Here is a 14,065-nt window from a genome sequence, read left to right as displayed (position 1 = left end):
ACATTTTAATTTTTTTATAATGTTATCTAACTTTTTACTATTTCCATCTTTTAAATCTTCTAAAGCTTCTATGGCTGGAGCAAAGTCTTCTATTTCATCAAGATAATTTTCCAAAGCATTGCGTAAAATTTCAGCTTTTTTCTTTTTAGAAAATTTCGCAGTTTGATTTAAGCGTTCATAAAGCTCTAATGGAAGAGTTAAGGTGTAGCGTTTGTTCATTTTATAGCCTTTATTTTAGTTTGATAGCTTCTTGACAAGTTTTACATTTGTAACTTGCATTGTTTAATTGAATTTTTTGGTGAATTTCGCAAGGAACTTTGTGAATTTTATTTACGCAAGAGCAAATATATTCATAAATTTCTTGAGTTTCTTGAAAAGTTGTAGTATTGGCATTTTTATTTAGTTGCGCTTGATGCCATTTTTCTATCTTCATATCTTCTCTTAAAATATGTTCTAAAAGCCATTTTGATGCAATGACATTAAGTTTTTCTTTGAGATCATTTGTGCTTTTGAGATTTTGAATTAAATCAATCATAGATTGGATGATACTTTTGTGAATTTTTTGATGGTTAGAAAGTTCAGGATAACCTATTTTTGCCATGTATTTTTCTTCTTCGGTAAAATGTTCTTTCATATAATTAAAAAAATCTGCAAGTAAAAATTTAATTTGTCCTTTATGGACAGGTTTATCTGAAATCATCTCGACATTTGCAGCAAGTTCAAAAAGTTTTTTATGCTGTCTGTCAATTTCTTCATTATGGATACTATATTTACTACACCATTTTGGTAGCATGTTAGCTCCTTGTTTATATTTAGAAGAGTTTTATAAGCATTATAGTTTACTATATTTTAAATTATTATTAATTTTTATTAGATTTCTATTTTTTCTTTGTATTGTATTAAATTCGCAGAGCATTCTTTACATTTAAACTGCACTTTAGAATATTGCATTTTTAAATGAATATCATAAGGAACCTTGTGTGTTTTTCCTTCGCATTGACATTGATATAAGAATTTTTTTGGTTTTGGAGCTTCTTCTTCGAAAGTATCTGAAGAATTCTTTGCTTGGGTGTTTTGACGCCAATGTTCTATCATCATATCATGCTGAATGATGTGTTCTATCAACCATGAATTAACTACTATGTATAATTTTTCTTTTAAATCATTTGTACTTTTTATACTTTGTATGAGTTTTATCATGGATTTTGTGATTTGTTTATGCATGAGTTTGTGTTGATTTAGATAAGGGTAATTAATCTCAGCCATATAGGATTCTTCATCTTGAAAATGAATTTTAATATAGTGAAAAAATTCAGCAACTATCTTTTTAAGCTCGACTTGATAAACTGGCCTATCTGAAATTTCTTCCACTTTGGCGGCAAGTTCAAAAAGTTTTTTATGTTGTTCGTCAATTTTTTCATTATTAATACTATATTTTTGATCTCAATTTGGCAACATAATAAAATCCTAAATTCAATAAAATAGTTAATATTTTATAAATACTTGCCTTTAAATATGCTAAATTCACACTAAATTTACATAAAAAAAATATAATAATCTAAATTAAAATAGCATAAAAGGCTTAAAATGGCTACGCAAATTCTTTTACTAGAAGATGATATTAACTTAGGGGAAATTGTTGGTGAGTTTTTAGAAGAAGAAGGCTTTGAAGTGATTTTGGTGGATAATGCTCAAGATGCGCAAGATAAAGCTTATGAGAAAAATTTTGATTTATGGATTTTTGATGTAAAAGTCCCTTTAGGAGATGGTTTTAGTGTGCTTAAAAATTTAAGAGAAGCAGGTAGATATACCCCAGCTATTTTTATGACCTCTTTAAATACTACTATGGATTTACAACAAGGATTTGAATGTGGTTGTGATGATTATATCAAAAAGCCTTTTGAGTTGCAGGAGTTAAAAATAAGGATTAATGCTATTTTAAAGCGTTCTTTTGCGCATAAAAATGAAGATTATGAGGACTTGGGAAATGGTTTTAAATTTGCTTTTATATCGCAAACTTTATATCAAAACGATAAGCCATTGTCTTTACCCTTAAAAGAATTAAAACTTTTATCATTGCTTTTGAAAAATAAAGGTAAATTTATAGATACTGCTTATATTTTTGAAGAAATTTGGGAATATGATCAAGAGCCAAGTGAGCTTAGTCTGAGAGCTTATGTGAAAAATTTACGAAAAATTTTAGGAAAAGAAAGCATTATCAATCAAAGAGGAAGAGGGTATTGTTATGCATGAAGCCAAGCGCGTTGCATGGCAAATTCTTTCTTTGTATTTAGTAAGTATAGGAAGTATTCTTATAGTGCTTTTTGGTATATGGTATGCTAAGTTAATAGAAGATTTAATAAGCGAATATAGCATAAAGCTAAGACAAGAACATCGTTTTGTGATTTTGCAAATGGAAAAATCGCGTTTTGAACCCATAGAAAAAAGTGCTAAGAAAATAGCTCAAATTTCTAATATAAAATTTGCAATATTTGATAGAACTAAGGTTTATTTTTCTAATCTTGATTTACCTGCTCAAACAACTTTTTTTAAATCAAATAATGCGAATATTTATAACAATAACACTTTGATTTATGTAGCTGATATAAATTTAAATAGCTTGTTACTTGCTGATAATCAAAATCAAAGTGCTTTAGAAATATTAGGAGATGTAAATCGTTTAAGAGTTTTAATACAAGGTGATGATATTTCTAAAGAACTTGGATTTATAAGATTTAAAGTTGCTTTAGCTATGGTACTTTCTTTGATTTTTGTTAGTTTGGTAGGATATTTAATACTTAAATTTGCACTCAAGCCTTTAGAAGCAAGAATAAGGTTTTTAAATAATTTTATAAAAGATACCACTCATGAGATTAATACCCCAATTAGTGCAATATTAATGAGTGTAGAGAGTTTAGAAAGAAAAAAGAATTTTGAAGAAATTAAAGCTTTAAAGCGTGTGAAAATAGCTGCTTTGACTTTGAGTCATTTGTATTCAGATTTAACTTTTTTAAATTTTTCTCAAGCTTATGAAGCAAAAAAAGATTGGATATTTTTAAAAAATTTGATTAAAGAAAGAATGGAGTATTTTAAGATATTTTTAGAGCAAAAAAATATTGACTTAGAACTTGTTTTAGAGGATAATGGAAAAATTTATGCCAATAAAGAGCAATTTTTTAAAATGTTTGATAATCTTGTTAATAACGCTATAAAATATAATATAAAAAATGGACATATTAAAATAGCACTTTTAGAGCAAAAACTTATAATAGCAGATAGTGGTTGTGGCATAGCAAAGGAAAATTTGGCTAATATTTTTGAGCGTTATTCAAGATTTAATGAAAATCAAGGTGGTTTTGGTATAGGACTTTCTTTGGTGGATAAAATTTGTAAAGAACATAATATAAAAATAAAAGTAGAAAGTGAGTTAAAGAAAGGAACAAAATTTATTTTAACTTGGAAAAATTAAAATTATTTATTGCTCATTTTAGCTTTTTCTTTAGCATTTATAAGCGTTGTGATAAATTCATTTAAATTTTTAGTATCGTTTTGATTTAGAGTTTGTGGGGTATGATTTAGCATTTGAGTGATTAAAAGTTCATTGCTTAAGTCATTATCGCCAAATTCTCTAGCTTTTTGTAGAATTTTTAAAGCAAGTAGATTTTTTACTTCATACATTTTAATCCTTTAAATAAATCACGCTAACAATGCGCTTTGGAGTTTGATTTTTTCTATAAGAAAAAAATCTCTCATCATCAAAGGTGCAAAGATTGATATCAAAAATATCATTAATACCTAATTCTTTTGCTTGAAATTTAACTAATGCTTTTAAATCAAGCTTATTTTCATGTAAAAAATGCGCAAAATTTTCTTTGCTGTGGTTTAAAACCTCGCCATTAATTTCATAATTTTTAGCACAAATTCCTGCTGAAATGATGAGTTTTAAATTCTTGGTTTGAGTGTTAAAACTTTCTTGCATTTTCAAAACAGCTTCTTTTAAGATATTTTCAAAACAACCTTTTCTACCTGAATGCAAAGCTGCTATGGTTTTATTTTTATCATCATATAAAAGCAAAGGCAGGCAATCAGCGCTTAAAATACACAAAGCTATATTTTTTTCATTGCTAATTATCCCATCAGCATTAAAGTGAAAATCTTTATTATAATGAGTGATGATATTAGAATGAATTTGATTTAAAAATACACACTTTTTTATAGAATTTTCCCGAGGAAAAATATTATTACAAATTTTTGCTCTAAAAATATTATAATCTTGATCAAAGGCTACAAAAGCTTTTGCGAAATCATTTTCTAATAAAGCGATGTAATCTTGTCTATTTGTTGCCATGAAATTTCTTTTTTATAATTTAATTGTCTGTGTATGTATCTTGCTAAAAGATCACTTTCTATATTGACGCGTCTTCCTATGGTGTAATTTTTAAACAAGGTTTCATTAAAGGTTATAGGAATAATAGTCAAACGAATACTATCTTTTAAAACTTCATTGATAGTTAAACTTACTCCATCTATAGCTACGCTTGCTTTATTTGCCATATAAATTTGTATATTATCAGGGCATTTAATATAAAAATCAACTCCGTTTTCTTTTTTAGAAATATTAGTAATTTCGCCAATACCATCAATGTGTCCTTGCATTAAATGCCCATCTATTCTATCGCCATAAGCTAACGCAGGTTCAATATGCACATAGTCTTTTAAATTTTCAATAGCTATGTGAGTTCTTGTTTCATAAGAAAGTTCAAGATTAAAGCCATCATCAAAAAGTTTTGTTACGCTCAAGCACGCACCATTAACTGCTATACTATCGCCTAGTTTTGGTTTGTAACTTGCTTTTAATCTTAAAGTGTTGTTTTGATATGATTTGACAAAGGCTAATTCGCGGATTAATCCATTAAACATTCAATACCTTTAATTTTTATGAGATTTTATCCAAAACTTTTAAATTTCAAAAAGTATTTTTAGTGTTTTATTTTAAAAAATATTATATAATTTTTGCCTTTTTTATAAAAATGAGGTCAAAATATGTATGATATAATCGTAATAGGTGGCGGGCATGCTGGGGTTGAGGCTAGTGCTGCTGCCGCTAGAATGGGCAAAAAAACTTTACTTTTAACTACTTTAATCGAGCAAATTGGTGCTGCAAGTTGTAATCCTGCTATAGGCGGCTTAGCAAAAGGACATTTGGTAAAAGAGCTTGATGCTATGGGTGGACTTATGGGACAAATTACCGATGAGGCTGGAATTCAATTTAGAATTTTAAATGAAAGCAAAGGTGTTGCAGTGCGTGGAAGTAGAGCACAAATTGATATGGACGCTTATAGAATTTGTGCTAGAAATAAGCTTTTAAAACTTGAAAATTTAGAAATCTCTCAAGAGCAAGCTTTGTCTTTACTTATAGAAAATGATGAAGTTAAGGGCGTTAAAACTAATTTAGAAAATACATATTTTGCTGAAAAAATCATACTTACAACAGGAACTTTTTTAAATGGACTTATCCATATAGGTGAAACTAAGCTTCAAGCAGGTAGGGTAGGTGAGCTTGCGTCTGTAAATTTGGGTGAGTATTTAAAACAAAGTGGTTTAAAAGTAGGGAGGTTAAAAACAGGAACTTGTCCAAGAGTAGATGCTAAAAGTATTGATTTTAGTGTTTTAGAAATTCAACCCGGAGATGAAAACCCTAAGGCCTTTAGTTTTAAAACAAAAAATTTCAAGCCCAATCAACTTCCATGTTATATAGCAAGAACAAATTTAAAAACACATGAGATTATAAAAAGTAACTTTTACCGCGCTCCGCTTTTTACAGGACAAATTGAAGGTATAGGTCCAAGATATTGTCCTTCCATAGAAGATAAGATTAATCGTTTTGGTGATAAAGAAAGTCATCATTTATTTATAGAGCCACAAACTAAAGATGCTACTGAATATTATATTAATGGCTTTTCTACTTCACTTCCTTATGAAGTGCAAATTGCGATGTTAAGAAGTATAAAAGGTTTTGAAAATGCTAAAATCACGCGTTTTGGCTATGCTATAGAGTATGATTATATTGATCCAACGGAGTTAAAACATACTTTAGAAACTAAAAAGATTAAAAATTTATATTGTGCTGGGCAAATTAACGGAACTACTGGTTATGAAGAAGCAGCTGCACAAGGTTTTATGGCAGGAGTGAACGCGGTTTTAGCAATTGATGAAAAAGAGTCTTTTGTATTAAGACGCGATGAGGCTTATATAGGGGTGTTAATTGATGATTTAGTAATGAAAGGCACAAAAGAGCCTTATAGAATGTTTACTTCAAGAGCTGAATATAGACTGCTCTTAAGAGAAGAAAATGCTATTTTAAGACTTGGAGAATATGGACATAATTTTAAACTTTTAAGTCAAGAGGACTATGCATATATTGATAATATAAAGCAAAATGTTAGGAAAGGACTTGAGTTTTTACTTCAAACTACATGGACACCAAGCAATCAAAATAATGAATTTTTACAAAGCATTAAAGAAGAAAAAATTACCTCAATAGTAAGTTTGCAAAAAATTGTTGCAAGAGCGAGTTTTAATATAGAAAAATTAAAAGCTCTAGATGAAATGTTTGCAAAAATGGATGAGTATTCTTTAAATGAAATTTTAAATGAAGCAAAATATTATCATTATATAGCAATGCAAAAAGCACAAATAGAAAAAATGAAAAACTTAAATGACTTAAAAATTCCTGAAAATTTTGACTTTAAAAGTGTAAGTGGTTTGAGTAATGAAGTGGTGGAAAAACTGCAAAAATTTAATCCGCCAACTATTTTTGCTGCTTCGCAAATTAGTGGTATCACCCCTGCTGCTTTAGATATTTTGCATATTTATATCAAAATGAAAAACAATAGATGATATTAACTTATCTATTGTTTTGATTTGAAAATAAATACACTTCTGTTATTTTAAATAAATACTTGCATATCTTAAATAAAGCTTTTTTATATAAAGAAAAAATTTATTATTTTTTAGATAAACTGCTATACTTTACAACAAATAAATCAAAACAAAGGAAGTAAAATGGCTACATCTGAAAGTAGACGAAGCTTTATGGGCTTTGCCTTTGGAACGGTAGCTGCTGTGGGTGGTGCTTTTTCATTAGTTGCAATGAAAAAAACATGGGATCCGCTCCCAAGTGTAAAAGCAGCAGGTATTACTACCGTAGATCTTTCTGGTATGAAAGAAGGCGAATTAAGAACAATCGAGTGGCGTAAAAAGCCTATATTTATCTTAAAAAAAGATGCGGATATGGCAAAAGATAGCAGTAGGGATGTTATTGTGGGTGATGTTGCATATACTGTAGTTATTGGTCTTTGCACGCATTTAGGCTGTATTCCAGCTTATGCTCCAAGTGAGAAATTGTTTAAGTGCGCATGCCACGGTGGCGAATTTGACACTAGTGGTAAAAATGTATTTGGTCCTCCTCCAAGACCTTTGGACATTCCTCCTTTTAGAATTGATGGAACTAAATTAGTGTTAGGTGAAGAAGGTCCAGAATATAAAAAAATGATTGCGGAGGCTTGATATGGCACAGATAAAAAAAGCTAGTGGTATTATAGATTGGCTTGATCAAAGATTAGCTGTAAATAAGCTTTTTAATGTTTTAATGGCTCAGTATTGGATACCAAAACAAATTAACTTCTTATGGGCAATGGGTGTTATCTTGACAACTCTTTTTGCTATTTTATTTATTTCAGGTCTATTTTTAGTAATGTATTATAAGCCAGATGTGGCTTTGGCTTTTGATAGTGTTAATAAAACTATCATGCAAGAAGTAGAGTATGGTTGGCTTTGGCGTCATATGCATGGTGTGGCTGCTTCAGTTGTGTTTTTAATCATATATATCCATATGTTAACGGGAATTTATTATGGCTCTTATAAAAAGGGTCGTGAGATGATTTGGATTAGTGGTATGCTTTTGTTTGTTGTATTTTCAGCAGAAGCATTTAGTGGGTATATGTTACCTTGGGGACAAATGAGTTTTTGGGCTGCTCAAGTTATTACTCAGCTTTTTGGCGGAATTCCTTTTATAGGTGATGCATTAGTTATTTGGATAAGAGGAGATTTTGCAGTATCAGATCCAACTTTAACTAGATTTTTTATGCTGCATGTGTGCTTATTGCCAATTGTAATTTTAGCAATTATTGCATTCCACTTTTATTCTTTAAGAATTCCTCATGTAAATAATGAAATTTCAGAAGAAATTGATTTTGATTTAGAAGCTGAAAAATATTTAGCAGGTGATACAAAAGGTTCTAAAGTTATTCCTTTTTGGCCAGGATTTTTAGCTAAAGATTTTATGTATATTGTGTTATTTATGATTTTCTTTTTCTATTTGGTGTGTTTTAAATTTAATTTCGCAATGGATCCAATTAACTTTGACCCAGCAAATTCTTTAAAAACACCTCCTCATATTTATCCTGAGTGGTATTTCTTATGGAGTTATGAAGTTTTAAGAGGATTTTTCTTTGATGTTGGAAGCATTAAAGCTTTTGATATAGGTCTTGCAGCGTTTGGTATAGCACAAATTATTTTCTTCTTGTTGCCTTGGCTTGATAGAAGTGATGTTGTAAAACCAGCACACGAAAGACCAATGTTTTTTGTATGGTTTTGGGTATTATTGATAGATTTAATTGTACTAACAGTTTATGGAAAGCTTCCTCCAACAGGAATTAATGCTTGGATAGGATTTTATGCTTCTATGGTATTTTTACTATTATTGTTAGTAGTCTTACCAATTATTACTATCATGGAAAGAAAAAGGGGCTAATAATGAGAGAATTAAAAATATTTTTTGTAGTTGTCTTTTTCACAGGTTTAGTTTATTGGGGGGTTGAGCCTTATGCACATTCAGTGATGAATCCTCCTTCAACTCCGGTTAATTTTGACTTTGCAAAAGCTGATGCAGAATTTACCAAAGGTGAAGTTGCTTTAAAAGAAAAAGCAGCAATGGATGCTAATGCTTCAGGAAGTGAAAAAGCTATAGCTAATGCTCAAAAAGCATTAGAGCTTGCTAAAAGCCAAGAAGAAGCTACTAAGCAATTATGGGAAAAAATCGCAAAAATCGATTTTAGTAAAGGTAATGCACAAAAAGGAAAAGAGCTTTTTGAAGGAAATTGTATTGCATGCCATGGTGTAAAAGCCGCTGGAATTCCTGCTACTATCACAGATTCTTCTTTAGGTGTAACACCTCCTGATTTAAGTGATGCGGGTGCTATTTATGATGAGAAATTTTTAACTGCACTTATCATTGATCCGGTTAAAGCTTTGCAAATTTCACATAAATTCAATGATGAAAATCCATTCTTAATGCCTGCTTATCCTTTAAGTGGCGATGAAGCACAAGATAATCAAGATTTAGCAGACTTAATTGCATTCTTTAAAAATACAGCTAGTGAATATGAAAAAGAATTTGATGCAAAATTAAAAGCTGATTTAGAAGAAAAATATGCTAAAAATCAAGAGCTTTCAGAGCAAGCAAAAACAGCTTTAATTGCAAAAGAATTTGATTTTGCTAAAAACAAACATACGTTTGAAAATGCTTGTGGAAGATGCCATGATGTAAAATATGATGGCTTTGTTTCAAGCTCAAATATGAGTGATTTAAAAAATTATCTTGGAATGACGCCTCCAGATCTATCTATGATGATTCGTTCTAAAGGCGCGCATTATCTTGAAATCTTCATCAATGAGCCTCAAAAGAAAATTCATGGAACTGCTATGCCAAGAGTTGGTCTGAATGAAAAAGCACAAACTCAAGTTATTAGTTATCTTGAAAAAGTTGGTGACAGTAAAAAAGAAGAAAGAGAACAAACAGGAATTTATATTATGATATTCTTTGCAATCTTAAGTGTTTTTGCTATAGGTTGGAAAAGATCAGTTTGGTCTAAACTACACTAATTTACCCAAAGAACGCCTCGTGGCGTTCTTTTTCTTCAATAATAAGCTAAATATAAAATAAAATTTGATATAATATTCTTTCATTTCACACGCATTAATTTCCTTATTAGGTTGCTTATGGGTTAAAGAATGCGGAGGAATAAACCTAATTATTTTATTTCAAGGAGAATTTCATGGTAAGCATGAGAGATTTATTAGAGTGCGGTGTACACTTTGGACACCAAACAAGAAGATGGAATCCAAAAATGAAAAAATTTATTTTTGGTGAAAGAAAAGGTATTTACGTAATTGATTTACAAAAAACACTTAGATATTTTAGATATACATATAATATCGTTCGTGATGCTGCAGCAGAAGGTAAGACAATTTTATTTGTTGGTACTAAAAAACAAGCTGGTGGAGCGATTAAAGAATATGCTGAAAAATGCGGTATGCCTTATGTAAATCACAGATGGCTTGGTGGTATGATGACTAACTTTGGAACTATCCGCCAGTCAATTAGAAAATTAGAAGTTATAGAAAAAATGGAAGAAGATGGAAGTATTAAGCTTTTAACTAAAAAAGAAGCACTAATGCTTACTAGAAAAAAAGAAAAATTACTAGCATATCTTGGTGGTATTAGATATATGAAAACTCAACCTGATATGATTTTTGTTATTGACACTGTTAAAGAAAAAATTGCAGTTCAAGAAGCTAATAGATTAAAAATCCCTGTAGTTGCTCCACTAGATACAAACTGTGATCCTGACTTAGTTGATTTCCCAATTCCAGGGAATGATGATGCAATTCGTTCGGTTCAACTTTTCTGCCAAGAAATGGCTGAAGCAATCAATGAAGGTAAAGCATTAAGAGAGCAAGATGGTGAAGTTGATGAAGAACAACCTGTTTCTGAAGAAGAAAAAAAAGAAGTTTTAGAAGAAGCTATGAGTGAAGGAGATAAAGAATAATGGCTGAAATCACTGCACAAATGGTAAAAGAACTGCGCGAAAGTACTGGCGCAGGTATGATGGATTGTAAAAATGCTTTAAAAGATACAGATGGCGATTTTGAAAAAGCAGTGCAACTTTTAAGAGAAAAAGGACTTGGAAAAGCTGATAAAAAAGCTGATCGTTTAGCCGCTGAAGGTTTAGTAAGCGTAAAAGTAAGTGATGATTTTAAATGTGCAACTGTAAGTGAAATTAACTCAGAAACAGATTTTGTTGCTAAAAATGAACAATTTATTGCGTTAACAAAAGATACAACAGCACATATTCAAGCTAAGAGTCTTCAAAATGTTGAAGAATTACATTCAAGTGAGATTAATGGTGTTAAATTTGAAGAGTACTTAAAAAGCCAAATTGCAACTATTGGTGAAAATTTAGTTGTTAGAAGATTTGCTACTTTAAAAGCAGGTGCTAATGGCATAGTAAATGGCTATATTCATACTAATGGTCGTGTTGGTGTGGTTATTGCTGCAGCTTGTGATAGTGAAGCTACGGCTAGCAAGTGTGGAGAATTTTTAAAGCATATTTGTATGCATATTGCTGCAATGAAACCTAGTTATCTATCTTATGAAGAACTTGATATGGATTTTGTAGAAAATGAATACAAAGCTTTAGTTGCTGAGTTAGAAAAAGAGAATGAAGAAAGAAGAAGATTAAAAGATCCTAATAAACCAGAGCATAAAATTCCAAAATATGCAAGTAGAAAACAATTAACTCAAGAGGTAATTCAAGCAGCTGAAGAAGCTATTAAAGCTGAGCTTCAAGCACAAGGAAAACCAGAAAAAATTTGGCCTAATATTATCCCAGGTAAGTTAAATAGCTTTATTGCGGATAATTCTCAACTTGACAGCAGACTTACTTTAATGGGTCAGTTTTATGTAATGGATGATAAAAAAACTATCGAGCAAGTAATTGCTGATAAAGAAAAAGAGCTAGGTGGAACTATCAAAATAGTTGAATTTATTCGCTTTGAAGTAGGTGAAGGCCTAGAAAAGAAAACTGAAGATTTTGCTGCTGAAGTTGCTGCGCAAATTGGTTAAAAATGGAACTTTTAAAAGCGGAAAATTTAAGCCATAGTTTTGATATTCCGCTTTTTGAAAATTTAAATTTTGCTGTAAATGCAAAAGATAGTATTGCAATATGCGGAAGTAGTGGATGTGGTAAATCCACTCTTTTGCATATTTTATCTACCTTATTAAAACCTCAATCAGGAAAAGTTTTTTATAATAATCAAGATTTATACGGTTTAAATGATGATGCTTTACTAGAAATTCGTAGAAAAGATTTTGGGATTATTTTTCAAATGCATTATTTGTTTAAAGGTTTTTTGGCTTTTGAGAATATAGAGCTTGCGAGTGTTTTAAGCGGACAGAATATTGATTATGAATTATTAAAAAAACTTGATATTGCAGATTTAATGAATCAAAAAATCACAAAGCTAAGCGGTGGACAACAACAAAGAGTAAGCATAGCTAGGGTTTTAAGCAAAAAGCCAAAGATTATTTTTGCTGATGAAGTTACCGGAAATTTAGATTTTAAAAATGCATTAAATGTAATGGATATTTTGATTGATTATATCAAGAAAAATAACGCAGCTTTGATTTTTGTTACGCATGATCAAGAGCTTACTAAAAAATGCGACAAGGTTTTTCACTTAAGTAACTATGGAATTTGTTAGATATTTAGGCGATGAAAATGTAGTTATTTTCATGCTTTTGTTTGCTAGAATGAGTGGGTTAATAGTTTTTTTTCCTTTTTTTTCTCACAATAGTATACCTTTGGTGGTAAAAACAACCTTAGCTTTATTTTTAACAATGTTTTTATATCCTTTAGCAAAGCTTGAGGGTAATACACCTGATTCTTTTTTTATTTTATATCTTTTAAGTGAAGTGCTTTTTGGTATGATGGCAGGGTTGATTTTGCAAATGACTTTTGCTATTTTACAAATGGCAGGTGAGCAGGTTTCTTTTACCATGGGATTTTCTATGGCTAGTGTTATGGATCCTACAACTGGTACAAACACACCTGTAATCTCACAAGTTTTAAATTTATTAGCTTTACTTGTATTTTTAGCCTTTGATGGACATCATTTAGTCTTACTTTTTATATCTAATTCGCTAGAATACATTAGTTTAGGTGGGTTTTATCCACATGAAAATTTAATGCTTTATTTAAATAAAGCCATGGTAAATATTTTTGTACTTGGTTTTTCTATGGCCTTTCCAGTTTTGGCTATATCTTTATTATCAGATGTGATTTTTGGTATGCTTATGAAAACTATGCCTCAGTTTAATCTTTTGGTAGTGGGGTATCCTATTAAGATATTCTTGTCTTTTGCGGTGCTTATTGCTATTTTGCTTATTATGATGCAGTATTTTAAAAATTTAATAGTAAAAAGTTTTGAGCATATGGAGTTGTTATTTTTTAATATATAAGCATTAAATAATTAAAAATGTTTTAAAATAAGATATTTCTTTAATTTTGGGAGATGACAGATGAAGGTTTTGCTGATAAATTCTAATACGGCTGTTTCAAAGCTAATCAGTTTAGGGGTTCAAAAATTAGGTTATGATTTTGAAGAAATTACAAATACTGAGGAGCTTGGAGAATTTTATGATGTTATTATCATAGATCATGATATTGAAGCTAATTTAGATGATTTAAAAAGCAAATGTAATAGGTTGATTTGTTTATTACCTAGAAATCAAGAGCAAGTAGAAGGCGTAGAATGTTTATATAAACCTTTTTTACCAACTGACTTTATAGAGCTTTTAGGTGGTGAAAAAACTTTAGAAGAAGATAAAAATAATACTTTAGAAGAAGATGAATTAAATTTTGACGATGATGTTTTAATTGATAAAGATACACCTTTAGATGGAAATGAACTTTTAGCCGGTATTGACTTGTCTGAGCATGAAGAGAGTTTAAGTGAAGATGATTTAAGTTTGCAAGAAGAATTTTTTGAAGAGAATTTAGATGATGAATTAAAAGCTGACAATATGCCTGAAACAACAGATGTATTAGTAGATGAAAAAAAAGATGAAGATGAGTTGACATTGCTAGATGATTTACATGAAGAAAATATAGAAGAAAATATAGAAGAAAATATAGAAGAAAATATAGAAGAAAATATAGAA

16 protein-coding genes and 1 pseudogene are annotated in these 14,065 nt (G+C 30.0%); 11 read left to right on the top strand and 6 right to left on the bottom strand.

What is annotated here, in order from left to right; genetic code table 11:
• From L8W40_RS07715 to L8W40_RS07705, 3 genes are all read right to left on the bottom strand, one after another.
• Positions 1–219, bottom strand: a 219-nt coding sequence (locus L8W40_RS07715) for a ribbon-helix-helix protein, CopG family (RefSeq protein ID WP_263659998.1), incomplete at its 3' end; no start/stop codon positions are given.
• A gap of 10 nt (positions 220–229) precedes the next feature.
• On the bottom strand, positions 230–793 hold the full coding sequence (locus tag L8W40_RS07710; protein ID WP_263665110.1) for a bacteriohemerythrin: 564 nt from the start codon (positions 791–793) through the stop codon (positions 230–232).
• A gap of 77 nt (positions 794–870) precedes the next feature.
• Entirely contained in the window at positions 871–1,428 is a 558-nt protein-coding gene (locus L8W40_RS07705) for a hemerythrin family protein (protein ID WP_263665111.1), read from the bottom strand.
• 159 nt (positions 1,429–1,587) lie between these two features.
• Here L8W40_RS07705 and L8W40_RS07700 point away from each other — a divergent pair, with 159 nt between their 5' ends.
• Positions 1,588–2,253, top strand: a complete 666-nt coding sequence (locus L8W40_RS07700; RefSeq protein ID WP_263660850.1) for a response regulator transcription factor — start codon at positions 1,588–1,590, stop codon at positions 2,251–2,253.
• A complete protein-coding gene (locus L8W40_RS07695) occupies positions 2,246–3,469 on the top strand; it encodes a sensor histidine kinase (RefSeq protein ID WP_263659996.1) in 1,224 nt (407 codons plus the stop codon). The genes L8W40_RS07700 and L8W40_RS07695 overlap by 8 nt, the downstream gene beginning before the upstream one ends.
• A gap of 2 nt (positions 3,470–3,471) precedes the next feature.
• Here the strand turns inward: L8W40_RS07695 and L8W40_RS07690 are convergent, their stop codons facing one another.
• From L8W40_RS07690 to ribE, 3 genes are read right to left on the bottom strand one after another with little or no spacing between them, the layout of a single operon-like run.
• Positions 3,472–3,678: a hypothetical protein gene (locus L8W40_RS07690; protein ID WP_133318661.1), complete on the bottom strand. Its 207-nt coding sequence runs from the start codon at positions 3,676–3,678 to the stop codon at positions 3,472–3,474.
• A gap of 1 nt (position 3,679) precedes the next feature.
• Positions 3,680–4,348, bottom strand: coding sequence for a peptidoglycan editing factor PgeF (gene pgeF / locus L8W40_RS07685; protein WP_263665109.1), 669 nt, complete (start codon positions 4,346–4,348; stop codon positions 3,680–3,682).
• A complete protein-coding gene (gene ribE, locus L8W40_RS07680) occupies positions 4,312–4,920 on the bottom strand; it encodes a riboflavin synthase (RefSeq protein WP_133318663.1) in 609 nt (202 codons plus the stop codon). Before ribE ends, pgeF begins: the two co-directional genes overlap by 37 nt.
• A 123-nt stretch (positions 4,921–5,043) precedes the next feature.
• Here ribE and mnmG point away from each other — a divergent pair, with 123 nt between their 5' ends.
• The 9 genes and pseudogenes from mnmG to L8W40_RS07635 form a co-directional block, all read left to right on the top strand.
• Positions 5,044–6,900 (top strand): tRNA uridine-5-carboxymethylaminomethyl(34) synthesis enzyme MnmG, encoded by a 1,857-nt coding sequence (gene mnmG / locus L8W40_RS07675; protein WP_263665107.1) that lies wholly within the window; start codon positions 5,044–5,046, stop codon positions 6,898–6,900.
• A gap of 165 nt (positions 6,901–7,065) precedes the next feature.
• Positions 7,066–7,569: a ubiquinol-cytochrome c reductase iron-sulfur subunit gene (gene petA / locus L8W40_RS07670; protein ID WP_133318665.1), complete on the top strand. Its 504-nt coding sequence runs from the start codon at positions 7,066–7,068 to the stop codon at positions 7,567–7,569.
• A gap of 1 nt (position 7,570) precedes the next feature.
• Entirely contained in the window at positions 7,571–8,815 is a 1,245-nt protein-coding gene (locus tag L8W40_RS07665) for a cytochrome b (RefSeq protein WP_263665106.1), read from the top strand.
• 2 nt (positions 8,816–8,817) lie between these two features.
• Positions 8,818–9,945 carry a c-type cytochrome gene (locus L8W40_RS07660; protein ID WP_263665105.1) on the top strand — a complete coding sequence of 376 codons (1,128 nt, stop codon included), beginning with the start codon at positions 8,818–8,820 and terminating at the stop codon, positions 9,943–9,945.
• Between the two features lie 173 nt (positions 9,946–10,118).
• On the top strand, positions 10,119–10,892 hold the full coding sequence (gene rpsB, locus L8W40_RS07655) for a 30S ribosomal protein S2 (RefSeq protein WP_263665104.1): 774 nt from the start codon (positions 10,119–10,121) through the stop codon (positions 10,890–10,892).
• Complete coding sequence (tsf, locus tag L8W40_RS07650) at positions 10,892–11,968, top strand: translation elongation factor Ts (protein WP_039626638.1); 1,077 nt, start codon at positions 10,892–10,894, stop codon at positions 11,966–11,968. The genes rpsB and tsf overlap by 1 nt, the downstream gene beginning before the upstream one ends.
• 2 nt (positions 11,969–11,970) lie before the next feature.
• Positions 11,971–12,606, top strand: a complete 636-nt coding sequence (locus L8W40_RS07645; RefSeq protein ID WP_263665102.1) for an ABC transporter ATP-binding protein — start codon at positions 11,971–11,973, stop codon at positions 12,604–12,606.
• A complete protein-coding gene (gene fliR, locus L8W40_RS07640) occupies positions 12,593–13,363 on the top strand; it encodes a flagellar biosynthetic protein FliR (protein ID WP_263665101.1) in 771 nt (256 codons plus the stop codon). Before L8W40_RS07645 ends, fliR begins: the two co-directional genes overlap by 14 nt.
• 60 nt (positions 13,364–13,423) lie before the next feature.
• Positions 13,424–14,065, top strand: a pseudogene (locus L8W40_RS07635) (hypothetical protein); the annotation flags it as partial.

The sequence above is a fragment of the Campylobacter sp. IFREMER_LSEM_CL1846 genome (assembly GCF_025772105.1).
GTDB lineage: Bacteria > Campylobacterota > Campylobacteria > Campylobacterales > Campylobacteraceae > Campylobacter_D > Campylobacter_D lari_D.
The sequence above is the reverse complement of the archived record's forward strand: the minus strand, read 5'-3'. Positions and strand labels throughout refer to the sequence as shown.